Origin of the sequence: Rhodovulum sp. FJ3, assembly GCF_032918305.1 — a bacterium.
In the GTDB taxonomy this organism is placed as follows: domain Bacteria; phylum Pseudomonadota; class Alphaproteobacteria; order Rhodobacterales; family Rhodobacteraceae; genus SAT37.
Genome location: NZ_JAWJUU010000003.1, coordinates 209,746 through 232,432, shown reverse-complemented (window position 1 = coordinate 232,432; position 22,687 = coordinate 209,746). Strand labels below are relative to the sequence as shown.

The window sequence follows — 22,687 nt, the reverse complement described above, 5'->3', positions numbered from 1 at the left end:
CAGAAAGAACGCAATCTTTTGTAAACCCGTGCCGGACATCCGGTTCCCCATCTCACTCTTTTGTCAGGTTAAGCAAAGGCAGCCCTTTGCAGCAAATCCGAAATCCCTAATCGCCTATTTTTGCGCGGCTTTTCGCGCGGCGGCCAATTTTCGGGCAAAGCTCGACTGGCTATAGACGACGGCGATCAACACGATGACGGTGGTATAAAAGGCGGCCTGTGACATCGGGGTGACGGCCATGCCAAAGATGCTGATCGGGGCGACGGGATCGGACGCCGTCCCCGCCATGCCAAGCGCCAGAATGCCCACGGCCAGCAGGATGAACAGGCCACCCACCTCAACCATGCGGCGGCGCGACAGGAACAGCGTCAGTTCATCGCGCAGGATCAGAACCCCGACCCAAGGCAGCAGAAACGCCGCGAAAATCACCGGCTGGTAGGTGGTCAGGGCAAGGGCGGCAATCGTGCCCTCAAACGCATAGACCACGTTCAGGCCCAGAATGCCGATCAGCGACATCAAACCGGGCCGTCCGCCACGGTCGTCCAGATCATTGTCCAGATGTTCTACCGACAACAGGCGCGCGATTTCCTTGATCGCCGTCAGGATCAGCATCGCGCCCCCAACCGCAAAGGCAAGGGTAGACAGGCCGACGCCGCCGGTGATCACCCCGTCCCAGCCAAGGTGCAAAAACGCCCCGCCAAAGCCGTTCAGAATGCCAAGCGTCGCCAGAAACACCACGATGCGCAGGATGACCGCACTGCCGATGCCCCAGAACCGGACGGCGGATTGTTGGGCCAAGGGCGCGCGACCGGCCTCAATCCCGATGCCCAGAACGTTGCCCATCGTCAAAACCGTTTGCAAAACAAACAGCAACAGGAAATCCACCAGATTTCCCAAACTCAGCATCTCGCCCATGGCTTGCAGATCCTTTCACGCGTTCGTGCACAGCAAGCCATATCCCCGACGGGCAAACAAGGGGGGATTGGATCAGCGTTTTCCCCGTGGACCGCCGGGTTTGCCTGTGCCTTGTGGGCCGCGCGCGGGGCGGGATGGTTTGGCACCACTCGGACGCCCCTGTGGGCGGCGGCCGCGTTTCGACCCGAAATCGTCCAGATCATCCACCGGCGGGCGCGGGCCCTTGGCACCGCGCGGCGCGGGTTTGCCACCACGGCGCACCTTGGGGCGGGGTTTGTCTGTGGGCGCGAAATCCTTGTCCAGACCCAGTTGATCGCGCAGGACACGCGACTTGACCTCTTCCACCTCACCGGGTTTCAGATCGTTTAGCTGAAACGGGCCGTAGCTGATGCGCAGTAGGCGGTTGACGGTCAGACCGATATAGTCCATCGCGCGGCGGATTTCTCGGTTTTTGCCCTCGCGCAGACCGATGGTCAGCCACGCGTTCGCGCCCTGTTGGCGGTCCAGATGTGCGTCCATGCCTTGGAATGTTTCGCCGTCGATGGTGATCCCTTCGCGCAGGGGGACCAGCATCTCGTCGGTCGGGGTGCCTTTGACCCGCACGCGGTATTTGCGCAGCCATCCGGTCGAGGGCAGTTCCAGACGGCGTTTGATCTCGCCGTCATTGGTCAGCAACAACAACCCCTCGGAATTCAAATCGAGACGCCCCACCGACATCACGCGCGGCATGCCGTCGGGCAGTTCGTCAAACACCGTCGTACGACCCTTTTCGTCGCGCGCCGTGGTCACCAACCCCGTGGGTTTGTGATAGAGCCACAGGCGCGGCGGCTCGGCCTCGGCCACCGGTTTGCCATCGACAAGGATCTTGTCCTTGGACGTCACGTTCAGGGCGGGGCTGGTCTGGACCTTGCCGTTGACGCTGACGCGCCCTGCTTCGATCATGCGTTCGGCCTCGCGGCGGGATGCGACACCGGCGCGGGCAAGGACCTTGGCGATGCGATCGCCCTGAAACGGTTTTTCACTCATGTGATGCGTTTACGCCCAAATGCGCGCGGACGAAAGCACCTTGCGCATGGGCCCACCTTTGCGCCATCACGGATGGCATGAGCCCGTTCAAATCCCATATGGCCACCGCATTGGTCGAGGCCGAAGCCGCCCAAGCGCGGGGCGAAGTGCCTGTGGGCGCAGTCATAATCGGCCCTGACGGCGCGATTTTGGCGCAGGCGGGCAACCGGACGCGGGAATTGAACGATCCGACGGCACATGCCGAAATTCTGGCCATTCGGGCGGCCTGTGACCTGTTGGGCGTGGAACGTCTGACGGGGTGCGATCTGTATGTGACGCTGGAACCCTGTCCGATGTGCGCCGCCGCGATTGCCAACGCGCGAATCGCGCGCCTCTATTACGGGGCGTCGGATCCGAAATCGGGCGGCGTCTCGGTTGGTCCGCGTGTGTTTACCCATCCGCAGGCCCACCATGTCCCCGAGATTTACGACGGGATCGACGCGAACCGTTGCGCCGAGATGCTGCGCGCGTTTTTCGCCGCACGGCGATAGGGCAACATTGCAATCACGATAGGGCGCGGTTGCGTCTTGGCCCCTTCATCTCTGGCGCACAGTACCCTAACGTAGGGCGAACCCAAAGGAGACACAGGTGAGCGACGAAGTCCCTCCAACGCCCAAGCGCCGCGCCACACAGCGCCACAAAGGCAGCCCCCTGAACGAACAGGACTGGGTCAAGGCGGCGTTGGATATTCTGACGAACGAGAACGTGCGCGGCATCAAGATTGACGCGCTCTGCACCAAGCTTGGCGTGACCAAGGGTAGCTTTTACTGGCATTTCAACAACCGTGGCGAATTGCTTGGCGCGATGCTCAGCCATTGGCGCAAAAAGATGACGTTGAATGTCATCCGGTCAATTTCCATCAGCGGGGTCGACCCCAAAGAGCGGATGCGCCGCCTGTTCGAACTGCCACGGCGCAAAAATTCGCCTGCATTCGCCCAAATTGAATCGTCGATCCGCGATTGGGGCCGTCGCGTGGAAATGCCGCGCAAGGCCGTGGCCGAGGTCGATGAAATCCGGTTCGACTATATCACCAAGCTGTTTCGCGACATGGGGTTTGGCGAGGACGAGGCGCGCAAACGGGCCTATCTGGCCTATTGCCTGATCATGGGGGACTCGGTGCTGCACAACTCGATCTCCAGCATGAGCGCGGACGAGTTTTTCGAAAAGGCGATGCGCCTTGCCACCGCGATGGAGGCCGACGCAGAGGCCTAATTGCCCCCGCGCAGGGCCGTCTCCATACCTTAGGTTACTGCGATCTGCGCGGATGTGACGGTGAATCTAGTGCGGCAAGCGCAGGGTCTCGCGCGCGTCCGCGATGCATTTGGACAGGGGCGTTTTGGCGTCCGCCGCCTTGGTCTGATCCAAAGACTGGTTCGCGACGATGATCCGGCGCGCGTCGGCGATGTCGCGCGGGTTGTCCATCGCGATACAGCCGATCAGGCGCGCACCTTTGAGGTACAGGCGGCTGCATCCGCGCGGGCCACGGCGTTCCCATTGCTCGGCGGTATCGGGGCAATCGCCCACCATCTGGATTTTGTGGGGGCCCTGACTGCTCCAGAACCAATCGGCCTCGGGGGTGCGTTTGGACGCATTCACCAACAGGCGCGCGACATCCTCGGCGGATTGGTTGGCGTGTTGCCAGCTTTCGCGACGTTGGCCACCGCGCACGCGGGCGCAATCCCCAATGGCAAAGATCGCCGGATCGCTGCTCTGGCATCCGTTTTCCACCAGAATACCGTCGTCACACTCGATCCCCGCGGCCACGGCCAGATCGTCATTGGCGCGCATCCCGATCGCCTCGATGATCAGGTCGGGGGTGACGCGGGTGCCGTTGATGGTGAGGCCGTCCTCGTCAAACGTCGGCATGGACCCCAGATGCAGGGTGACGCCCGCCTCACCCTGACAGTCGTGCAAACGATCGGACAGCCATTGCGGCGCAACGCGGGCGCATAGGCGATCGGCGGCCTCAATCAAATGGACATCGGGGCACAGCCCGCGCGCGGTAATGGCGACTTCGGTCCCCAGCCAGCCGCCGCCGATCACCGCAACCGACCGCGAGAGGGGCAGCTTGTCGCGCAGCGCATCGGCGTCGTCGCGGGTGCGGATCGCATAGGTGCGCGCGCGTAAAGATCGCGGCAGGGGCAGGCGGCGCGCGGTGCCCCCCGTCGCAAGGATCAGCGCGTCATAGGCAAAATCGCCAACCGGCGTTTCAACGGTGCGGGCCGCGCGGTTGATCGCCGTTGCGCCCACGCCCAGAACCATGTCGATCCCCTTGTCCGCCGCATCCTCGGGCGTCAGGATGGTCAGGGCGGAAAACGCCATCTTGCCAAGGGCATAGGCCTTGGATAGCTCAGGGCGTTCATAGGGCGCATAGGCCTCATCGCCCAGCAAGGTGATCTTGCCCGCAAACCCCAGTTCCCGCAGCTTGAGCGCCGCGCCCGCACCGGCCTGTCCTGCGCCAAGGATGACGATGTTCTTCATATTCAGGTTCCTCAAATAAGGACGCGGGCGGGCACGATTGACCCAAAGAGAGGAGACGGTCCAACCGGTTCCCCGCCCGCGTTGATGTTATCGGGTGGCGCTTAGGCGGCTTGCTCTTTGCGGCGCACCAGATCCAAGGCGACGTCGACGATCATGTCTTCCTGACCGCCGACCATTTTACGCGTACCCAGTTCGACAAGGATTTCGCGCGTATCCAGGCCGTGCATCTCGGCCGCGCGTTCGGCATGGCGCAGGAAGGACGAATAGACCCCCGCATAGCCAAGCGTCATGGTCTCGCGATCAACCCGCACCGGACGGTCCTGCAACGGGCGCACCAGATCCTCGGCGGCGTCCTGTAGTTTGAACAGGTCGCAGTTGTGCTTGAACCCATAGAGGTCGGCGACGGCGACAAAGGCTTCAATCGGGGTGTTGCCCGCGCCCGCGCCCATACCGGCCAAAGAGGCATCGACGCGATAGGCGCCCTTTTTCACCGCCACGACCGAGTTCGCGACCGATAGCGACAGGTTCTCGTGCATATGCGCGCCGATCTGCGTGGTCGGTTGCAGGGTGCTTTGGAAGGCGGCGATGCGCGCCTCGACGTCCTGCATCGTTAGGCGACCACCGCTGTCGGTGCAATAGACGCAATCTGCGCCATAGCTTTCCATCAGCTTGGCCTGTTCGCTGAGGCCGTCGGGCGTGTTCATGTGCGACATCATCAAAAAGCCCGACACGTCCATGCCCATGTCCTTGGCCGCCGCGATATGTTGGGCGGCAACGTCGGCCTCGGTGCAATGGGTCGCGACGCGGACCGATTGAACCCCCTGATCGCGCACGCGCTTGAGGTCCTCAATCGTGCCGATCCCGGGCAACAACAGTGTGGTCAGTTTCGCGGTCTTGATGACCTTGGCGGCCTCGGCGATCCATGACTCATCGGTGCATTTGCCAAACCCGTAGTTAAAGGTTGAACCGGTGATGCCATCGCCATGGGCGACCTCAATCGCATCGACCCCCGCCTCGTCAAGCGCCTGTGCAATCGCGCGCACATGGCCCAGATCGTACTGGTGGCGCACGGCGTGCATCCCGTCACGCAGGGTGACGTCTTGGATATAGATCTTTTCCATCTCAGGCGGCCTCCTGCACCCAGTTGCGTTTGATCGCCAGCCGCTCTGCGGTGCGCAGGGCCGCGCTGGTCATGATGTCGAGGTTGCCCGCATAGGCCGGCAGGTAATGCGCCGCGCCCTCGACCTCGAGGAACACAGTGACCTTGAGGCCCGTGAACGCGCCGCCCATTTCGGGGATCACAAGGGGGGCGTTGTCGCCGACGCGCTCGACCTGCACCTCTTGTTTCAGGCGATAGCCCGGGACATAGCCCTGTACCTCTTTTTCCATTTCCTTGATCGAGGCGCGGATCGCCTCGGGATCGGCGTCCTCGCACAGGCAATAGACCGTGTCGCGCATTATCAGGGGCGGCTCGGCGGGGTTCAGGATGATGATCGCCTTGCCGCGTGTTGCGCCGCCGACCTCTTGGATCGCGTGGGCGGTGGTTTCGGTGAATTCATCTATGTTGGCCCGCGTGCCGGGGCCCGCCGATTTCGACGAGATCGACGCGACAATTTCGCCGTAATGCACCTTGGCCACGCGGTTGACTGCGGCGACCATAGGGATTGTGGCCTGACCGCCGCAGGTGACCATGTTCACGTTCATCTCGGCCAGATGGGCGTCGATGTTGACCGAGGGCACGGTGAACGGCCCAATCGCGGCGGGGGTCAGGTCGATCACCTGTTTGCCATCCGCGATCAAGGCCTCGGAATGGCGTTTGTGCGCGCCTGCCGAGGTCGCGTCGAAGACGATACGGATGTCGGCGTATTCGGGCAGGGCACGCAGCCCTTCCAGACCCTCATGCGTAGTGGCAACGCCCAGACGGGCCGCGCGCGCCAGACCGTCGGATTTGGGGTCGATCCCCACCATTGCGCCCATCGCCAGAACGTCCGAGGTGCGCATGATCTTGATCATCAGGTCGGTGCCGATATTGCCCGAGCCGATGATCGCACATTTGATTTTTTCCATGGGTTATTCTCCGAACCGGATAGCGGTTTCGCCAAAGCCTTCGATACTGGCGACGAAGCCCGCGCCGCGTTCCGCCGCGACCATGGGACCTAGGGCGCCCGACAGAACCACGTCGCCCTCGCCAAGGGGACGGCCCACATCGGCCATCACCCGCGCCAGCCAGACCAGCGCGTTCAGGGGCGATCCCAGACAGGCGCGGCCCGACCCTTGGGACACGACCTCAGCGCCGCTGCGCATTTCCATGCGGCAATCCAGCAGGTTCGCGTCGGTCAATTTGCGCGCCGAGGCTCCCAGCGTGAAAAACGCCGAGGAGGCGTTGTCGGCCACCGTGTCCACGAACCGGATGTCCCAGTTGGCAATGCGCGAGCCGACGATTTCAATCGCGGGCACCACGTATTCGACGGCGCGCATGGCCTCGGCCATGGTGCAATCGGGATTGGTCAACTCGCGGCCCATGACAAAGGCCAGTTCGGCCTCGGCCTTCCATTGGGCGCCCTCGTTCCATGTCAGTTCCCCGTTGTGGGGCAGGTCCATATCGGCAAACAGCATGCCGTAATCGGGTTGATCGACGCCCAACTGCGCCTGAACGGCGGGGTTGGTCAGACCGATCTTGCGCCCGACCAGACGACCACCGGCGGCAAGGCGCGCCTCGGTGTTGATGTCCTGAATGGCATAGGCATCGGCGGCCGATGTGATCTGGTCACGGATCGGCGCGATCGGGGTGCTGTTGGCCTCGGCCGTGCGCAGCGACGTGGCAATCGTGTCCAGTGTCATGCCGGTTCTCCTTGTTTCTGGGTGCGGGCGGCCAGTTTGGCCAGCGCGGCGTCGTATTCAGCGGCCATGCGGTTGACGATCTGGGCCATGGGTTCGATCTGGTGGATGTGGCCCACGCCCTGACCCGCGCTCCAGACGGTTTTCCACGCCTTTGCGCCCGAATGCATGTCGCCGGAAAAGTCGATCTTGGCCTCGGCCTTCATGTCGTTCAGGTCCAGACCCGCGGCGGCAACCGACGCTTTCATCCAGTTGCCAAGCGCGCCGGTGATTGCCTTGGACGCGATCAGATCCTCAATCCCGCTGTCGATCACCATGTCGCGGTAACCTTGGCCGATCATGCTTTCGGCGGCGCCAAGGAAGCGCGTGCCGACATAGGCGAAATCCGCACCCAAGGTTTCGACGGCCAGAACCGCCTGACCGGTGGAAATCCCGCCACCGACCGCGATCGGACCGTCGAAAAAGCCCCGCACCTCATCCAGAAACGGACCAAGGGCATATTGACCTGTGTGACCACCCGCGCCGGAGCAGACCAGAACCAGACCATCCGCGCCTTTTTCAATGGCCTTGCGGGCATAGGTCGGGCTGTTGACGTCGGCAAAGACCATCCCGCCATAGGCATGCACGGCCTCGGTCACGCGATGCGGACCGCCAAGGGCGGTGATCACGATCTCGGGCTTGAACTCGGAAACCAGCGCCAGTTCCTCATCAAAACGGCCATAGCTAGTGTGGGTGATCATGTTGAACGCAAAGGGCAAACGATCCGTCCCCAGCGCGTCGGCAATGGTTTCAAACCACGCACGCAGATCGTCGATACTGCGCCCGTTGGGGCCGGGAAAGGCCCCCATGATCCCCGCCTTGGCGGCGGCGATGACCATGTCGGGGCCTGACACCAGAAACATCGGCGCGGCCACGACCGGCATCCGCAGGCGCGATTTCAGGGCGGTTACTTTGTCTTTTACTGTCATGTCTTTGTTTTCTTTCTGCTGCGGCCACGGACCTGAATGCCGCCGTCCGAGCGGATGATTTCCGAGGTGACAAAGCGGCTTTCGCTGCGGCTGGCCAGCGTGACGTAGAGACCGGCGTGATCTTCGGGCTCCGAGAGAAAGCCCAAAGGCACGTTGCGTGCGACCATGGCCTCGAACCCGTCGAGATCGGCCAAGGCGCGTTCATCCCCGGGCAGCCCGCCCAGACCCGTGCGCGTCCCCCCCGGTGCGACCGCATTGACGCGGATTTCGGGGGCCAGCTCATAGGCCAACTGGCGCACGGTGCCGACGAGGGCGTGTTTGGAACTGACATACAGGGTGCCGCCGCCGCCCGCGTAATAGGACGACGAGGACAGGGTGAACACGATGGACCCCTCTGCCTTGCGCAACTCATCCACCGCCGCCCGCGCGGCAAGCAGATAGCCCAGCACGTTCACATCGAACAACTGGCGATAGCGTTCGGTCATGTCGGCGCCCTGAATGCTCTCGAACGGGTCCGAGAAATCATAGACGCCCGCATTGGGAACCAGCACGTCCAGCTTGCCGAACCGGTTCACGGTTTGGGCGACGGCTGCGACATTGTCGTCCCAGTTGCGCACATCCCCGATCACGCCGGTGACCAGATCGCCATGCGTGGCCACCAGATCGTCCAGATCGGCCTGCGCGCGCACCAGAACACAGACGCGCGCGCCCTCGGCTACGAACCGGTCGACGACGGCGCGTCCGATCCCCTTGCCCCCGCCCGTCACAAGGGCGGCATATCCATCCAGACGTCCCATCAGAAGAACGTATTCAGGTTTTTGGACAGCAGGACGTTCTGCACGATGAACACCCGACGGCGCAGCAGGCGATAGGCACCATCGACCGCGCGCAAGACATCCTCGCGGCGACCGTGGATGATGTCCTGATCGGCCTCGTTGCGGTTGCGCACATTGGTGAACGCGGAATGCACCGCAAACAGGCTGGGGTCGTCGGTTGCATTGATTTCGATGTTCGAAATCTGGTGCAGATGGCGCGTCTGCGGGTTGTCCGCCCATGCCGAGGGTTCGTTATAGCGTTTGACGCGGATGTTCAGCTCGGACCACGTGTCATCGAAATAGGCGGATTCACCATAGGCAAACATCCCGCGCGGATCGTCGCGGCGACGCGTTTCCATGTCCGGCATCCAGTAATGGATTTCGGGGTCGATGAAATCGTTCAGCCACTCCTGATAACGCTCGGCGTCGAGATACCGCACCTCGGCGTGCAGCCACCGCGTGATCGCCCGTTCGGTTTCGATGTCGACAGGGTGATCCATATCGGCAAAGGGTTTGGAAATGTCGAGAATATCCAACATGGGTCTTACTCTGCTGCAGTTGCGGGTTTTTTCGGCGCGGCGGTCGCACCGTTTTGCAGGTCGGTCCAGTTGTCGTGCTCCATGAACTCGGCCCAGCGGGTATAGAACAGACGTTGGTTCGCATCGTTCAGGGATCCCTTGTGGATATGGCCCGGCAGGTCGCGCTCCATATCCGCGCTTTCAATCCCCAGCGCATAGTGCAGCGGCTGTTGACGGGTGACGAAGCCTTGGTTCACGCGGGTCGAGTATTCCCAGTTCTCGCCGTCATCCATTTCGAACACACCGCCCGGCGAAAAGGTCATCATCACGCCCTTGCGGTATTGTTCCTTGATGTGATCGGGCGCGTTTTTGTTGACCAGCGTCCACACCACCAGTTCGATTTTGCCCGGACCGCGCGGGTGCCAGACGCGAAAGGTGTTCTGACCCGGCAGGAAGGAAAAGTTCGGAAACACGGTACAGGACGATACCGCCCCGATCGCGCGGGCGCGGATGTCGCCCAGACGGTCCTTGGCCTTTTCCGACAGGTCGAACGCGTAATCGACCAGATCGGGATAGCCCAGCGTGCGGGTGTTGCCGACCTTGTCGAGGTTGGTTTCGATCCCGTGGCCATAGATCGAGGCCTGAAACGCCAGCTCGTCATAGCGTTTGCCCAGATCGACACCGCCCCCAAGGATCGCCTGTGCGCCCGATTGGTGGGTCCAGAACGCGTGCAGGATGTCGCCGACAAAGTTCTCGGCAGGGAATTTCCAGTTACAGTCGATCTCGGACTTGATCGCGCCGCCGATGAATTCGGTGCCGCCCTCATCATTGTCCAGCATGATGTCGAGGTAATAGGTAAAGTCGCCAAAGAATTCGAGCAGCGAGACCGCATCGGGGTCGAAGGTGCCAAAGATCAGGCCCTTGTAGCTGTCGACTTGGGCCACCGGCGTCAGGCCGATCTGTGCCTTTTCGAAGGTTTCGTCCTTTTCATAGACCTTGCCATCGGTGCCGCGCAGCGCACCGTCGATGCCAAAGGACCAGCCGTGATAGTTGCAGATGAACCCACGGGCCTTTTTACCGGCGTCCACCATGCAGACGCGGTTGCCACGGTGCGGGCACGAGTTCAGGAACGCGTTGATCGAGCCGTCGCGCTGACGCACGACGATGACGTCGTCTTCGCCCATCGAGGTGCGCACGAAATCGCCCGGATTGGGGATCTGGCTTTCATGGGCCAGAAACAGCCACGAGCGGGCAAAGATCTGGCGCAACTCGGCCTGATAGACCTCTTCGTCGGTAAAGACGCGGCGGTCGACCTGTGCGTTCTCGCGGTCCACCAGTTTGGCGAAATCGGGATAGCTACCGGCCTTGGGGTAGACCGGCTTCATGTTCGGGCGGCCTTTTGCGGCGCCTTTGCAGTCACCTTCACACATTGGCATTGTCTCCGGTCAGCAGGGCAAAGACCGTTCCGTCGCGGTCCTCGCATTTAAAAAACGACAGGTTGGGACAGCCGACGGGCGGGTTGTGCACCTCGCCGGTGTCCAGATCGAATTCGGCGAAATGCACGCCACAGATCACGCGCCCATCCTCAAGCCAGCCTTCGGCGAGGCTCTCGTCGGCGTGGGGGCAACGGTCGGGAAAGACGTAAAGCGCACCTTCGTGACGGGCGATGGCCACGGCGGGCAGGCCCTCGACATCGACGCGCTTGATCTCGCCTTCGGCGATTTCGGCGCTGGGGCAGAGTTCGATCATCATGCTGCGACCTCCAGTTCGGCAAAGCCCATGCCGGTGACCCAGCCCTCGACCGGCTCATATCCGACCACGCGGCCACCGGCGGCGCGGGTTGCGGCCATCGCGCAGGCAAAGGTGCGGATTTCCATTGCGCCATTGCCGCCATCGCGCAGGATTTCCTCATCCGTCAGGGCCAGCATCGCGTCCTTGTCGCCACGGGTGACGATATCCAGAACCTTTTGGTCAAAGGCGGGGTTCACCTCGCCCATGCGTTCATCCCCGACGTGGTGCGAAATGCCGCCCGACCCGATCACGACGATACGCTCGTCGCCGGGAAAGCTGGCCACGGCATCGGCGATATGTTCGCCAAGCGCCCATGCCCGCGCCATCGGCAGATAGGGGTCCACGCCACAGGCCAACATGACCGCGACGATCGGGATGTCCTTGCCGGTGGGTTCCAGCATCAGGTGATGGGGCACGGCAACCGAATGATCGACGTTCAACGCCCGACCGACGGTCCAATCGAACCCTGTGCGACTACCCTCGGCGGCGATATGCGCGCCCAAGGCGCCGTGCGACAGCAGCGGTTTACGCTTGAGGCCCGGCAGTTGATCCACGGGTCCCTCGATCTCACCCGTCGAGATCACATAGGGGGGCAAACATTCAGTACCAAAAAGTATGTAATGATCACAGCCAATCACGATGGCGGCGTCGGCCTCCAGCTCTTTGATGCGGTCGGCCATGGCGGCATAGGCCCCATAGCACGCATCGGATTGTTCCTGTGTCGCGCCTTGGGGATTAAAGTACATGACGGGGTTATGCGGGGCGACAAAGCCCCCAACAATACGGGCCATTTATGCCTCCTCGCGTTTCATGATTTTCAGATAGTCGCGGTTGGATTTTCCCGCCTGCAGCCAGAACCCCCACGTCAGCATGGTGTTGACGCCAAGGTCGGCCAGATCGCGCACCTTATAGTCGCGGATCAGGGCGCGTTCGTCATCGGATAGTTGATAGCGGCTGAGGAACTTGTCGGGGTCCTCGGCGAACTTTTTCTTGTTCGCGCCCGAGGTCGACAGATCGTACAGCACCTTTTCCAGCGTGTTGCGGCTCATGCTTTGCCTCCCATAAAGTCGCGGACCAGTTTCAGGAACTCGGCCTCGCGTTCGATTTGCACCCAGTGGCCGCATTTCCCAAAGGAGTGCAGGTCCGAGTTTTCCAGCCACTGATGCATGTCCAAGGCTCGCTCATAAGGGACCACACGGTCCTCGCGGCCATGCAGGATCAGGGTCTTGTGCTTGACGGTGCGCAGCATCTTTTCGGGGATGCCACGGACCTCGGGATTTTCGCCCTCGGGTTTGGGCATCAGCTTGCGGAACGCCTCAAGGGCGCCGTCGCGCGTTGCCGCCTCGAACCGGGCTTGGATCAGATCCTCGGTGATGATGCTGTCGTCATAGGGGAAAAAGCTGATGGCGTGGCGCATCGAGTCCATCGTGCCATCGAAATCGCCCTGTGCCTTCAGGCCGGCGGTTTGCGGGAAGCGGCCACAGGGCGTGCCAAGCAGGACCAGACGGTCGATGCGTTCGGGGTGGTTGATCGCCGTCATCAGGCCCAAGGCCCCGCCGAACGAGTTGCCCACGACCGAGATTTTCTCGATCTCCAGCGCGTCAAGAATGGCGACGAAATGCTCGACCCACAGCATGATGTTGTATTTGGTGTCGGCCTTGAGTTCGGTCGCGCCAAATCCCGCGATGTCGGGGGCGATGATGTCAAAGTTTTCCGACAGGGGGCCGATCACCTTGCGCCAGTTGGCCCAGGCCGACACGCCCGCGCCGGACCCGTGCAATAGGGCCACAGGCGCGCCACTGCCCGCGCGGTGCACATTGGTCTGGTGCTCGGCGGCGGTGATGGTCAGATTTTGCACTTCTGTATCAAGCATGGGGGCCTCCTAGTTCAGAAGATAAGGCAGAGTGAGAGAGATCGCCGGAATGAACACGACAAGCAGAACCCGCGCGACGTCGGCGACGATAAAGGGCACGACCCCGCGGAAAATGTCGGTCAATTCGACATCGCGCAGAACGGCGTTCAAAATGAACACGTTCAGGCCGATGGGGGGCGTGATCAGGCTGATTTCCACGACAACGACGACCAGCACGCCGAACCAGATCGGGTCAAAGCCCAGCGATACGATCAGCGGATAGAACACCGGCACCGTCAGCAACATCATCGAGATGCTTTCCAGAACACAGCCCAGTACGACGTAGATCAGGATGATCAGAAAGATCACCAGCATCGGCGGCACGGCGGCGGATTCGATACTGCTTACAAGGGCTTGGGGCAGGCGGGCGACGTTGACGAAATTGGCGAACAGAAAGCTGCCGATCAGGATCATCATCAGGGCGACCGTGGTCGAAATCCCGTCCGCGAGGGACGTCTTGAGCATGTCATAGGTCAGGCGTCCTCGCATCGCGGCAATCACCAGCGCGCCAAACGCGCCGATGCCCGCGCTCTCGGTCGGGGAAAAGATGCCGCCGTAAATGCCGCCCATAACGATCCCGAACAACAGGATCACGGACCAGACGCCGCTGAGGGCCTTGAGGCGTTCGGAGGCCGACATTTTCGCGCCGGCCGGACCCGCGTTCGGGTCGCGCAATGCGGTCCAGAACACCGCCGCCGCATAAAGGAACATCCCCAGAATGCCCGGCACGATCCCCGCCATGAACAGCGCGCCAATGTCGGTTTCGGTCATGATGCCGTAAAACACCAAGGCGATTGACGGCGGGATCAGAATGCCCAGCGTCCCACCCGCCGCAATCGATCCGGTGGCAAGCGAGGTCTTGTAGCCGTATTGCTTCATCTGCGGATAGGCGATGCGCGACATGGTAGCCGCCGTCGCAAGGGACGATCCCGACACCGCGCCAAAGCCGCCGCAGGCCACGATGGTCGACAGGGCCAGACCCCCGCGCCAATGCCCGACCAAGGCATAGCACGCGCGGAACAGTTCCTCGGCAATGCCGGAATGCGCGATGAACGCGCCCATCACGATGAACAGGGGAATGACCGCGAATTCATAGGTCAGAACGGTTTCGGATGCGATGATGCCGACCTGCGAAAACGCGGCAGCCCAGCCTTGGAAATAGGCCAGACCGGCCAGCCCGACCAAACCGGTTGCAACCGCAATCGGCGTGCGCAGGAACAACAGCACCATCAGGGCGACAAATGCCAGTGTGACAATCATTTCAGATCCTCGTCACCCGACTTGGGTGCGGTAAAAACAGAGAGAAGCGTGCAAATCGCGGCCAGTGCGGCAAAAACCGCGAACACCGCCAGCGGCAGCCATTTTTCCGACGGCAGGAACATGAACGTTTCATGCCAGCGCTGAAGCTGTGTTGCCTGACGGGCCACATAGATCGCGACGATGGTGAAAAAAGTCAGTTCCAACAGCCAGACAAAATAGGCGCGCAGGCGGTTGAACCGTGGAAAGGCGCGCAGTTGCTTGGCGATCAGGTCGATGCGCACATGCTCGCGCGTCCAGTTCATCCCGATCAGGCCCGAATAGACCGCCACGCCCAGCAAAACGCCGATCAGTTCATAGGCAAAGCCAAGGGGGCTGGAAAACAGGACCCGCCCCAGAACGTCTATGGCCGTGATCACGACCAATCCCACCAAAGCCACTTCCGCGATCACGCGGAAGGGCCATTGGAGAAACTTCATTATCGAATGAAGACGCATTGCTTAGTTGCTCAGCTCTTGGATCTGGGTCTGGTAGAACTCGACCGCAGCGGCGCCATCGACGCCAAGGTCGGCCGCCGTGGCCTTCCACGCGTCCAGTTCGCCGGAGAAGGCCTCGGCGATTTCGGCCATGAACGCGTCGGAGGCGGTGACATAGTTCTCGCCCAGACGTTCCTTGAACATCTCGCGTGCGATCAGGTCATTCGACTGCCAAAGCGACCCCATCTTCTCGCTCAGAGCCTCGCCCGAGATCGCCATGATCGCGGCTTGGTCGTCGGGGCTGATCTGATCCCACTTGTCCTTGTTCATGATGACAAAGGCGGTGTTGGAAAAGATACCGCCGGGTATGTTCGTGACAGCATGAACATCGTCATCGACCTTAAATCCGGTGACCAGCTCATCCGAAATCACGGTCCCGTCCACGATCCCGCGCGACAGCATCTCGCGCAGTTCGGTCAGCGACCCCGACACGGGCACAACGCCCTGTTCCTGCAGAACGCGACCGACGACCGGCGTGGGGACGCGGATTTTCTTGCCGCGGAATTCCTCCATCGAGGTGACAGGCTCGTCGCGCATCGAAATGTTGCCGCCCGCCGTGACGTGCATGGCCAGTGTGACCACATCCGATTGCATGCCGGTGGGTTCGAAATGCTCTTTCCACAGACGCCAGAACGCCTTGGACGAGACGCCCGCGTCCTCGGTGATAAAGGGCAGTTCGGCCATCTCGGTCAGCGGGAATACACCGGGGGTATAGCCATGCGGACCCCATGCGATGTCAGCGACCCCATCCAGAACAGCCTGATAGTTGCGGTTCGGCGGGGCCAGAGGTTTGGCCGAGGCCTGAACCTTAACCCGGCCCTCGGTGACCTCTTCGATCTCGGCGAACCATTTGTGCAGGCCCTCGGCCTGAGACCAATGCCCGTTCGGGAACCATTGGTTATAGTTCAGGACCAAGCTGTCCTCGGCCATGGCGGGCAGGCCGGCGGTAACGATCGCGGCCGAGGCCAAGAGACCACGCAGGGCTGCGCGGCGGGTAGATGTCCAGTGCGACATATAAATGTCCTCCCTTTAACACTGATGACGTGATTTAGGCGATGACGGGGCTCTGGTTGGCGCGGGCCTTGAGGGCCATGCGATCCACCTTGCCCGCAGGCGTCAGCGGCAGAGCGTCCATGATTTCAATGCGTTCCGGCATTTTGTAGCGCACCAGATACTGCGCACAGGCGTCGTGCAGGTCCTGATCGGATGGCGATTGGCCGGGCTTCACGGTGACATAGGCGACTACGATTTCACCGGCGCGTTCGTCCTTGGCGCCGACGACACTTACGGCGGTGACGGCGGGATGCGAGATCAACGCCTCTTCGACCTCACGCGGGAAAACGTTGAACCCCTTGTGCAGGATCATGTCCTTTTTCCGGTCGGTGATGGTCAGAAAGCCCTCGTCGTCCAGCGTCCCGATGTCGCCGGTGTGAATCCACCCGTCGCGCAGGACCAACGCGGTTTCCTCGGCATTGTTGCAATAGCCGGTCATCATATGCGGCCCACGGATGCGGATTTCGCCTGCCTCGCCGGTGGGCATCTGTTTGGTGCCGGTTTCCACGTCTACGATTTCGATGGACACATCCGGCACCGCGCGCCCGACCGTGCCGACCTTCATCCCGTGCGCGTCGGTGTTGACCGCAATCGGCGCGCCTTCGGTCATGCCGTAACCCTCATAGATGCGCAGGCCGGTCATCTCGTGCCAACGTTTGTGCACCTCGGCAGGAAAGCCCGCGCCGCCACCCGGACAGACGCGCAGGGCGCTGATGTCGCGGGTGGCAATGTCGGGGGCGGCCATGATGGCCTGATAGATCGCGGGCGGGCCGCCACCCAGAACGGTGACCTTTTCGCCCTCGATCAGGTCGATCACATCGGCGGGGTGAAAGCGTTCGGGGATGATCGCCGTGCCACCGCATTGCAGCGGCAGGCAAATCCCCGCGAGAAAGCCGTAGATATGGCTGAACGGCGCGATCAGCAGGAACACCTCGGCCTCTTGCAGGGGCCAGCCGAATTGCATCCGCGCGCCTGCTTTGACCACTTGTTCTTGGGTATACAGGATCCGTTTCGGGATGCCCGTCGTGCCGCCGGAATAGAAATAGGTCGAGGGCGCCGTGCCGGTGGTACAGCGGTTTTCGACGTCTGCGGGGTTTTGAACCCATCCGGTGATGACATCCGCCGTGACCTGAACCGCGTCGGGTTGGAACTCCAGCGCGTGATCGGCAAAGACCAGCGCGGGTTTGAGGTCGTCCATCAGTTTCGCGCCCGACTGGCGGGGCATAGCGGCATTGAACAGGGCAGGGCGGCCGCCGCAAAAAAGTACCGAAAGGTATGTTGTGAAGAAATCGACACCGTTGCTCATGAAAATCGCAACGTCGCGGTCGTGGACCTGATCGCCATAGGCACCGGCAAAGCCGCGCAGGGCCTTGGCCATATCGCCCCAAGTGACCGACAGATGCGTGTCGCGGATCATCAGGCGTTCGGGGTGCGCGGCGGCGCGGGTTTCGAATACCTCGACGATGCTGCCAGCCGCGTCGGTGCTGCGCCAATCAAGCAAACGCAGTGATGTCATTCTGATCGTCCTCCCTGTTCCCACGAGACAGTAGTCAGCCAACGGCGTATTCGTCAATACTTTAGGGTATTGTTTTGATTGGATCAGAAGGGGGTGCTGTAAAATATTGAAAACAAATGTGTATTTTGGGATGGCCTCGGTGGGGCAAGGCGGAAAATCCGCTCTTCGCTGTGCGAAAACATAGGGTGCTGTTAGCCAAAACATACGCGATGGTATGTTTTGGTCACCCCTGTTCCGCGTGATTGCACGGCGGTCCGAATCGACGAGGCGCGGTGATGATCCGCACCCCGTCCTGTCGATCAGAGGTCGATGGCGACCATCACCTCGGGCTCAATCACGCGGCCCTTTTTCAGGCTGCTGATCAGTTCCTCCGCCGATTGGGCCAGCAGGGGGAAGGTGCGATAGTGACACGGGATCACCACGTCAAAATCAAAGAACCGGTTGGCGGCATAGGCCGCGCCCGCCATGTCCATAGTGAAATGCCCGCCCGCGCAGAGGATACCGATATCGGGGCGATAGCGGTCGGCGATGATGTCCATATCCATCATCACATCGGTGTCGCCGCTGAAATAGATCGAATGCCCCTCGCCGCGGATGATGAACCCCGCCTCGCCACCGGCATAGATCGGGCGTTCTTCTAGGTAATCGACGGATGAACTGTGGACGGCCTGCACCATGCTGACCTGCACATCGCCCACCGAAACCGTGCCGCCCTTGCCAAAGCCGACGACCTCGGTCCCCGCTGCGCCCAGCAGCTTGGATAACTCATGGATGCACAGAACCGGAATGCCCAACTCTTTGGCCGTGTTCATCGCATCACCCGCGTGATCGCCATGCCCGTGTGACAACAGGATCGCCGTTGCGCCCTCGATTGCCGCGGCGCGTTGATCCGCCGGAAACATCGGATTGCCCGTCATCCACGGGTCGATCAGCAACACCTGATCCGCGATTTCCAGACGAAAGCCCGAGTGGCCCAACCAAATCAGTTTCATGAGGTTCCCCTGTCAAAGTTTTCCCCAGATTGTCCGCTGTACCGCGCGCTGTCAGGTGAAATTTCGGTGTAGGGGGCGGATCGGCGGTTTGTTGTGCAAACTTTGCCGTTCGGATGCTTGCAGGCGCGCGTTCACGGGGCTAAACCCCTTGCAACCTCTTGGACGGAGAAGCCCATGTCGATTGACATTGATACCGCGCGCCGCGTGGCCCATCTGGCCCGCATTGCCGTGAACGAAGATGACCTGCCGGCCCTGGCCGATGAATTCAACGCGATCCTCGGCTTTGTCGAGCAGTTGAACGAGGTGGATGTGGACGGGGTTGAGCCGATGACCTCGGTCACGCCGATGCGCCTGAAACGTCGCGTTGATGAGGTGACGGATGGCAACCAGCAGGACAAGGTCCTGAAAAACGCTCCCGATGCCCGCGAAGGGTTCTTTGCTGTGCCGAAGGTGGTTGAATAATGACCGAACTGTCCAAACTGACGATTGCCGACGCCCGTGACGCCCTGCGCAAAGGGGATGTAACGGCTGTTGAACTGACCAACGCCTGCCTGACCGAGATTGAAGGCGCTGATGCCCTTGGCGCGTTTGTACACAAAACGCCCGAGATCGCGCTGGAACAGGCCGCCGCCGCCGATGCACGCATCAAAGCCGGTGATGCGCCCGACATGTGCGGCATTCCCTTGGGGATCAAGGACCTGTTCTGCACCAAAGGTGTGCCCAGCCAAGCGGCCAGTGGCATCCTTGAGGGGTTCAAGCCCGAGTATGAATCGACCGTGACCCAGAACCTGTGGAACAGCGGGTCGATCATGCTGGGCAAGCTGAACATGGACGAATTCGCCATGGGCAGCTCGAACGAGACCTCGGTCTATGGCAATGCCGTGAACCCGTGGAAAATCGATGACCGTCTGCTGACGCCCGGTGGCTCGTCCGGTGGGTCGGCCGCCGCTGTGGCCGCCGATCTGTGTCTGGCCGCGACCGGCACCGACACCGGTGGTTCCATCCGTCAGCCCGCCGCGTTCACCGGCATTGTTGGCCTGAAGCCGACCTATGGCCGTTGCTCGCGCTGGGGTGTTGTGGCGTTCGCAAGCTCGCTGGATCAGGCGGGTCCGATGACCAAGACCGTGCGCGATGCGGCGATCATGCTGCAAACCATGGCAAGCCACGATCCCAAAGATTCGACCAGCGTCGAATTCCCGCTGCCTGACCTTGAGGCCGCCCTGACCGGCGACATCAAAGGTAAAAAGATCGGCATCCCGCGTGAATACCGCGTCGATGGCATGCCCGCCGAGATCGAGGCGCAGTGGCAAGAGGGGGCCGAAATGCTGCGCGCTGCCGGTGCCGAAGTGGTCGACATCTCGTTGCCGCACACCAAATACGCGCTGCCCGCCTATTATGTGATTGCACCGGCTGAGGCCTCGTCGAACCTCGCCCGTTATGACGGTGTGCGTTACGGCCACCGCGCGCAACTGGCCCAAGGGGACGGCATCGTTCAGATGTACGAAAAGACCCGCGCCGAAGGGTTCGGTCACGAGGTTCAGCGCCGCGTGATGGTCGGTACCTACGTTCTGTCCGCTGGTTTTTATGACGCATATTACAACCGCGCGCGTAAGGTCCGCACCCTGATCAAGCAGGACTTTGAACAGGCGTTTGCCTCGGGTATCGACGCGATCCTGACGCCCGCGACCCCGTCCTCGGCCTTTGGTCTGGGTGAAATGTCCGAGGCCGATCCGGTCGAGATGTACCTGATGGACGTGTTTACCGTGACGGTGAATATGGCCGGTTTGCCGGGGATTTCGGTGCCGACGAAAATGTCCCAAGAGGGTCTGCCGATGGGTCTGCAATTGATCGGCAAACCGTGGGGCGAGGATGAGTTGCTGAATACCGCCTATGCGCTTGAGAACGCGGCCGGGTTTGTTTCCAAACCCGCGAAATGGTGGTAAATCGGCGGGGATACTCTCGTACGAGGAAATGCTATGCGTCTGACGTTGCTTGCTGTGCCCTGTTTGGTTCTTGCCGCCTGTGATCCGGAAATTCCGGATTCTGCGGCGGGCGTCGGGTTTGAGGACGGTTATCCGTCCTATCTGGCCCAGCGTGAGGCCGAGCTGACCGGCGTGGCGGGGAATGACGCGGCCGCGGCAGAGCCGGTTCTGGACGAAAACGGCAATCCGGTGCCGGATCAGACGGTGGTCACCACCAACAACCCCGGCATTTCCGATGAACAGTCCTTTGCCGCCGTGTCCGAGCGTGAAAGCATCCAGAGCGACGCCGCCCGTATCGAGGCGCAGCGTGAGGTTTATGAGTTCATCGAACCCACCGCCGTGCCAGAACGCGTGGACGATGGTGCGCCGAATATCGTGACCTACGCCCTGCAATCGACGAACGCCGTCGGGGAATCTGTATATCGGCGCAGCGGGAACACCACCGCCGAGGGTCTGGCCCGCAACTGTGCGCGCTATGGCTCGTCAGATCTGGCGCAAGAGGCGTTTCTGGCCTCGGGTGGGCCCGAGCGTGATCCGAAACGTCTGGACCCCGATGGGGACGGGTTCGCCTGTTACTGGGACCCGACGCCGTTTCGTAATATTGCCGCGAACTAGCCCGCCGCACTTTGGCAGGGGGCCGGTATGGATATAATCGACTGGCCCTCGCCCAACCATGGACCCCGTCGCGGGCGCGATGCGCCGGACATGGTCGTTTTGCATTACACCGCTATGGAGACGCCGCGCGCCGCGCTGGATCGCCTGTGTGATCCCGTGCCCGAGGTGTCGGCGCATTACCTGATCGCCGAGACGGGTGAGGTCTATGCCTTGGTCCCCGAGGCGCGGCGCGCATGGCACGCCGGTGCGGGGGCGTGGGGCGCGTGCGGGGATGTCAATTCGGCGTCCGTAGGGATTGAACTGGCCAATACCGGCGCACATCCGTTTTCTGAGCCGCAGATGGCCGCGCTAGAGACGCTGCTTGGCGGTATCTGTACCCGTTGGGACATTCCTGCCGAGCGCGTCATCGGGCACAGCGACATGGCCCCCGCGCGCAAGTCTGATCCGGGACCGCGGTTTGATTGGGCACGTCTGGCGCGCGCTGGGCTGGCCGTGTGGCCGGATGTGGGCGCGGGTGCGGGGGAGGGCGACATGCAGGCGTTTCTGGCCGCCGCAGGGGCCTTTGGCTATCCCGTAGAGGGCGAGGCGCCAGAGGCCGTTCTGGCGGCCTTCCGGATGCGATTCCGCCCCTGGGCCGAGGGGCCGCTTGATCCGGTGGATGTGGCCATGGCGCGTGATCTGGCCGACCGCTTTCCCGTTGACCGCAGGACCACGCGCGCGTAAGTCCCACAGCGCGCGGATGGCTGGATGACCGTAGGGGACGTACGTCCCGTGAGGAAAGTCCGGACTCCACAAAGCAATGGTGCCGGGTAACGCCCGGCCGGGGTAACCCGAGGGAAAGCGCCACAGAGAACAGACCGCCCGCAGACAGGTCGACCGCTGTCGATACCTCTGACGGGTAAGGGTGAAACGGTGGAGTAAGAGCCCACCGCAGCCCGGGCAACCGGGATGGCACGGCAAGCCCCACCAGGAGCAATGCCGAATAGGGGTCTCGCGCGGGAAACCGCAGGGGTGGCTTTGCCCCAGAGACCCGGGTTGGCAGCTAAAGCGGTCCGGTAACGGCCCGCTTAGACGAATGGTCATACACGAGGCGGCAACGTCTTGGGACAGAATCCGGCTTATAGGCCATCCGCGCGTTTCTTTGCTGTTGACTCGGGCCACGGGACCTTTAAAAGGCGGGCTTCAAGATTACCTACGGGTGCGTTCAATTGCGCCCTCGCGACGGAGAATACCAATGGCGAAGCCGACGACGATTAAGATCCGCCTGAACTCGACCGCGGGCACCGGCCACTTCTACGTGACCAAAAAGAACGCCCGTACCATGACCGAGAAGATGGTTGTGAACAAATATGACCCGGTTGTGCGCAAGCACGTCGAGTACAAAGAAGGCAAAATCAAATAAGCCTTCTTATTTGGATTTGAATTGGAAGAGG

The 22,687-nt window shown here is 61.7% G+C and carries 26 protein-coding genes and 1 other RNA gene; 8 read left to right on the top strand and 19 right to left on the bottom strand.

All coding sequences use genetic code 11. The features are described from left to right. Window positions 1–114: 114 nt before the first annotated feature. Window positions 115–915: a TerC family protein gene (locus R1W00_RS10190; RefSeq protein WP_317262633.1), complete on the bottom strand. Its 801-nt coding sequence runs from the start codon at window positions 913–915 to the stop codon at window positions 115–117. A gap of 72 nt (window positions 916–987) precedes the next feature. Beyond that, complete coding sequence (locus R1W00_RS10185) at window positions 988–1,941, bottom strand: pseudouridine synthase (protein WP_317262632.1); 954 nt, start codon at window positions 1,939–1,941, stop codon at window positions 988–990. A 77-nt stretch (window positions 1,942–2,018) separates the two neighbouring features. Between R1W00_RS10185 and R1W00_RS10180 the strand changes: the two genes are divergently transcribed. Both R1W00_RS10180 and R1W00_RS10175 read left to right on the top strand, forming a co-directional pair. Further along, a complete protein-coding gene (locus R1W00_RS10180; protein ID WP_317262631.1) occupies window positions 2,019–2,471 on the top strand; it encodes a nucleoside deaminase in 453 nt (150 codons plus the stop codon). A 97-nt stretch (window positions 2,472–2,568) separates the two neighbouring features. Continuing rightward, on the top strand, window positions 2,569–3,192 hold the full coding sequence (locus tag R1W00_RS10175; protein ID WP_317262630.1) for a TetR/AcrR family transcriptional regulator: 624 nt from the start codon (window positions 2,569–2,571) through the stop codon (window positions 3,190–3,192). A 66-nt stretch (window positions 3,193–3,258) separates the two neighbouring features. Here the strand turns inward: R1W00_RS10175 and R1W00_RS10170 are convergent, their stop codons facing one another. The 17 genes from R1W00_RS10170 to R1W00_RS10090 all read right to left on the bottom strand — a co-directional run bounded on the left by R1W00_RS10170 (window position 3,259) and on the right by R1W00_RS10090 (window position 18,657). After that, window positions 3,259–4,461, bottom strand: coding sequence for an NAD(P)/FAD-dependent oxidoreductase (locus R1W00_RS10170; protein ID WP_317262629.1), 1,203 nt, complete (start codon window positions 4,459–4,461; stop codon window positions 3,259–3,261). Window positions 4,462–4,562: 101 nt separating this feature from the next. Continuing rightward, window positions 4,563–5,582 (bottom strand): 4-hydroxy-2-oxovalerate aldolase, encoded by a 1,020-nt coding sequence (gene dmpG, locus R1W00_RS10165; protein WP_317262628.1) that lies wholly within the window; start codon window positions 5,580–5,582, stop codon window positions 4,563–4,565. A 1-nt stretch (window position 5,583) separates the two neighbouring features. Next, on the bottom strand, window positions 5,584–6,528 hold the full coding sequence (locus R1W00_RS10160; RefSeq protein ID WP_317262627.1) for an acetaldehyde dehydrogenase (acetylating): 945 nt from the start codon (window positions 6,526–6,528) through the stop codon (window positions 5,584–5,586). Between the two features lie 3 nt (window positions 6,529–6,531). Continuing rightward, window positions 6,532–7,302: a 2-keto-4-pentenoate hydratase gene (locus R1W00_RS10155; RefSeq protein WP_317262626.1), complete on the bottom strand. Its 771-nt coding sequence runs from the start codon at window positions 7,300–7,302 to the stop codon at window positions 6,532–6,534. Next, on the bottom strand, window positions 7,299–8,267 hold the full coding sequence (locus R1W00_RS10150; protein ID WP_317262625.1) for a nitronate monooxygenase: 969 nt from the start codon (window positions 8,265–8,267) through the stop codon (window positions 7,299–7,301). The genes R1W00_RS10155 and R1W00_RS10150 overlap by 4 nt, the downstream gene beginning before the upstream one ends. Further along, window positions 8,264–9,064, bottom strand: coding sequence for a 3-(cis-5,6-dihydroxycyclohexa-1,3-dien-1-yl)propanoate dehydrogenase (gene hcaB, locus R1W00_RS10145; RefSeq protein WP_317262624.1), 801 nt, complete (start codon window positions 9,062–9,064; stop codon window positions 8,264–8,266). The genes R1W00_RS10150 and hcaB overlap by 4 nt, the downstream gene beginning before the upstream one ends. Then, on the bottom strand, window positions 9,064–9,621 hold the full coding sequence (locus R1W00_RS10140) for a 3-phenylpropionate/cinnamic acid dioxygenase subunit beta (RefSeq protein ID WP_317262623.1): 558 nt from the start codon (window positions 9,619–9,621) through the stop codon (window positions 9,064–9,066). The genes hcaB and R1W00_RS10140 overlap by 1 nt, the downstream gene beginning before the upstream one ends. A gap of 5 nt (window positions 9,622–9,626) precedes the next feature. Further along, the gene (locus tag R1W00_RS10135; protein ID WP_317262622.1) at window positions 9,627–10,985 is read right to left on the bottom strand and encodes an aromatic ring-hydroxylating oxygenase subunit alpha; all 1,359 of its coding nucleotides are present in this window, start codon (window positions 10,983–10,985) and stop codon (window positions 9,627–9,629) included. A 37-nt stretch (window positions 10,986–11,022) separates the two neighbouring features. Further along, a complete protein-coding gene (locus tag R1W00_RS10130) occupies window positions 11,023–11,352 on the bottom strand; it encodes a Rieske (2Fe-2S) protein (RefSeq protein ID WP_317262621.1) in 330 nt (109 codons plus the stop codon). Then, on the bottom strand, window positions 11,349–12,182 hold the full coding sequence (locus R1W00_RS10125; protein ID WP_317262620.1) for a hypothetical protein: 834 nt from the start codon (window positions 12,180–12,182) through the stop codon (window positions 11,349–11,351). The genes R1W00_RS10130 and R1W00_RS10125 overlap by 4 nt, the downstream gene beginning before the upstream one ends. Then, window positions 12,183–12,440: a hypothetical protein gene (locus R1W00_RS10120; RefSeq protein WP_317262619.1), complete on the bottom strand. Its 258-nt coding sequence runs from the start codon at window positions 12,438–12,440 to the stop codon at window positions 12,183–12,185. It lies immediately after the preceding gene. Further along, window positions 12,437–13,264, bottom strand: coding sequence for an alpha/beta hydrolase (locus R1W00_RS10115; protein WP_317262618.1), 828 nt, complete (start codon window positions 13,262–13,264; stop codon window positions 12,437–12,439). The genes R1W00_RS10120 and R1W00_RS10115 overlap by 4 nt, the downstream gene beginning before the upstream one ends. 9 nt (window positions 13,265–13,273) lie before the next feature. Continuing rightward, a complete protein-coding gene (locus R1W00_RS10110; RefSeq protein ID WP_317262617.1) occupies window positions 13,274–14,563 on the bottom strand; it encodes a TRAP transporter large permease in 1,290 nt (429 codons plus the stop codon). Next, window positions 14,560–15,039: a TRAP transporter small permease gene (locus tag R1W00_RS10105; RefSeq protein ID WP_317262616.1), complete on the bottom strand. Its 480-nt coding sequence runs from the start codon at window positions 15,037–15,039 to the stop codon at window positions 14,560–14,562. Before R1W00_RS10105 ends, R1W00_RS10110 begins: the two co-directional genes overlap by 4 nt. A gap of 21 nt (window positions 15,040–15,060) precedes the next feature. Next, window positions 15,061–16,110, bottom strand: coding sequence for a TRAP transporter substrate-binding protein (locus R1W00_RS10100; RefSeq protein WP_317262615.1), 1,050 nt, complete (start codon window positions 16,108–16,110; stop codon window positions 15,061–15,063). Window positions 16,111–16,144: 34 nt separating this feature from the next. Next, window positions 16,145–17,665 carry a class I adenylate-forming enzyme family protein gene (locus R1W00_RS10095; protein WP_317262614.1) on the bottom strand — a complete coding sequence of 507 codons (1,521 nt, stop codon included), beginning with the start codon at window positions 17,663–17,665 and terminating at the stop codon, window positions 16,145–16,147. Between the two features lie 299 nt (window positions 17,666–17,964). After that, a complete protein-coding gene (locus R1W00_RS10090; protein ID WP_317262613.1) occupies window positions 17,965–18,657 on the bottom strand; it encodes a metal-dependent hydrolase in 693 nt (230 codons plus the stop codon). Window positions 18,658–18,831: 174 nt separating this feature from the next. Here R1W00_RS10090 and gatC point away from each other — a divergent pair, with 174 nt between their 5' ends. From gatC to rpmG, 6 genes are all read left to right on the top strand, one after another. Further along, complete coding sequence (gatC, locus tag R1W00_RS10085) at window positions 18,832–19,119, top strand: Asp-tRNA(Asn)/Glu-tRNA(Gln) amidotransferase subunit GatC (protein WP_317262612.1); 288 nt, start codon at window positions 18,832–18,834, stop codon at window positions 19,117–19,119. Then, window positions 19,119–20,600 (top strand): Asp-tRNA(Asn)/Glu-tRNA(Gln) amidotransferase subunit GatA, encoded by a 1,482-nt coding sequence (gene gatA, locus R1W00_RS10080; RefSeq protein ID WP_317262611.1) that lies wholly within the window; start codon window positions 19,119–19,121, stop codon window positions 20,598–20,600. The genes gatC and gatA overlap by 1 nt, the downstream gene beginning before the upstream one ends. A gap of 33 nt (window positions 20,601–20,633) precedes the next feature. Further along, complete coding sequence (locus R1W00_RS10075) at window positions 20,634–21,254, top strand: hypothetical protein (protein ID WP_317262610.1); 621 nt, start codon at window positions 20,634–20,636, stop codon at window positions 21,252–21,254. Between the two features lie 27 nt (window positions 21,255–21,281). Next, window positions 21,282–21,977 (top strand): N-acetylmuramoyl-L-alanine amidase, encoded by a 696-nt coding sequence (locus R1W00_RS10070; RefSeq protein WP_317262609.1) that lies wholly within the window; start codon window positions 21,282–21,284, stop codon window positions 21,975–21,977. A gap of 12 nt (window positions 21,978–21,989) precedes the next feature. Continuing rightward, an RNA gene (gene rnpB, locus R1W00_RS10065) (RNase P RNA component class A) lies at window positions 21,990–22,391 on the top strand. Window positions 22,392–22,488: 97 nt separating this feature from the next. Continuing rightward, a complete protein-coding gene (gene rpmG, locus R1W00_RS10060) occupies window positions 22,489–22,656 on the top strand; it encodes a 50S ribosomal protein L33 (protein ID WP_009159342.1) in 168 nt (55 codons plus the stop codon). Window positions 22,657–22,687: the final 31 nt, after the last annotated feature.

Coding starts and splice junctions, on each gene's coding strand:
- R1W00_RS10190 (WP_317262633.1), bottom strand. CDS start 915: ATGGGCGAGATGCTGAGTTTGGGAAATCTGGTGGATTTCCTGTTGCTG.
- R1W00_RS10185 (WP_317262632.1), bottom strand. CDS start 1,941: ATGAGTGAAAAACCGTTTCAGGGCGATCGCATCGCCAAGGTCCTTGCC.
- R1W00_RS10180 (WP_317262631.1), top strand. CDS start 2,019: ATGAGCCCGTTCAAATCCCATATGGCCACCGCATTGGTCGAGGCCGAA.
- R1W00_RS10170 (WP_317262629.1), bottom strand. CDS start 4,461: ATGAAGAACATCGTCATCCTTGGCGCAGGACAGGCCGGTGCGGGCGCG.
- dmpG (WP_317262628.1), bottom strand. CDS start 5,582: ATGGAAAAGATCTATATCCAAGACGTCACCCTGCGTGACGGGATGCAC.
- R1W00_RS10160 (WP_317262627.1), bottom strand. CDS start 6,528: ATGGAAAAAATCAAATGTGCGATCATCGGCTCGGGCAATATCGGCACC.
- R1W00_RS10155 (WP_317262626.1), bottom strand. CDS start 7,302: ATGACACTGGACACGATTGCCACGTCGCTGCGCACGGCCGAGGCCAAC.
- R1W00_RS10150 (WP_317262625.1), bottom strand. CDS start 8,267: ATGACAGTAAAAGACAAAGTAACCGCCCTGAAATCGCGCCTGCGGATG.
- hcaB (WP_317262624.1), bottom strand. CDS start 9,064: ATGGGACGTCTGGATGGATATGCCGCCCTTGTGACGGGCGGGGGCAAG.
- R1W00_RS10140 (WP_317262623.1), bottom strand. CDS start 9,621: ATGTTGGATATTCTCGACATTTCCAAACCCTTTGCCGATATGGATCAC.
- R1W00_RS10135 (WP_317262622.1), bottom strand. CDS start 10,985: ATGAAGCCGGTCTACCCCAAGGCCGGTAGCTATCCCGATTTCGCCAAA.
- R1W00_RS10130 (WP_317262621.1), bottom strand. CDS start 11,352: ATGATGATCGAACTCTGCCCCAGCGCCGAAATCGCCGAAGGCGAGATC.
- R1W00_RS10125 (WP_317262620.1), bottom strand. CDS start 12,182: ATGGCCCGTATTGTTGGGGGCTTTGTCGCCCCGCATAACCCCGTCATG.
- R1W00_RS10120 (WP_317262619.1), bottom strand. CDS start 12,440: ATGAGCCGCAACACGCTGGAAAAGGTGCTGTACGATCTGTCGACCTCG.
- R1W00_RS10115 (WP_317262618.1), bottom strand. CDS start 13,264: ATGCTTGATACAGAAGTGCAAAATCTGACCATCACCGCCGCCGAGCAC.
- R1W00_RS10110 (WP_317262617.1), bottom strand. CDS start 14,563: ATGATTGTCACACTGGCATTTGTCGCCCTGATGGTGCTGTTGTTCCTG.
- R1W00_RS10105 (WP_317262616.1), bottom strand. CDS start 15,039: ATGAAGTTTCTCCAATGGCCCTTCCGCGTGATCGCGGAAGTGGCTTTG.
- R1W00_RS10100 (WP_317262615.1), bottom strand. CDS start 16,110: ATGTCGCACTGGACATCTACCCGCCGCGCAGCCCTGCGTGGTCTCTTG.
- R1W00_RS10095 (WP_317262614.1), bottom strand. CDS start 17,665: ATGACATCACTGCGTTTGCTTGATTGGCGCAGCACCGACGCGGCTGGC.
- R1W00_RS10090 (WP_317262613.1), bottom strand. CDS start 18,657: ATGAAACTGATTTGGTTGGGCCACTCGGGCTTTCGTCTGGAAATCGCG.
- gatC (WP_317262612.1), top strand. CDS start 18,832: ATGTCGATTGACATTGATACCGCGCGCCGCGTGGCCCATCTGGCCCGC.
- gatA (WP_317262611.1), top strand. CDS start 19,119: ATGACCGAACTGTCCAAACTGACGATTGCCGACGCCCGTGACGCCCTG.
- R1W00_RS10075 (WP_317262610.1), top strand. CDS start 20,634: ATGCGTCTGACGTTGCTTGCTGTGCCCTGTTTGGTTCTTGCCGCCTGT.
- R1W00_RS10070 (WP_317262609.1), top strand. CDS start 21,282: ATGGATATAATCGACTGGCCCTCGCCCAACCATGGACCCCGTCGCGGG.
- rpmG (WP_009159342.1), top strand. CDS start 22,489: ATGGCGAAGCCGACGACGATTAAGATCCGCCTGAACTCGACCGCGGGC.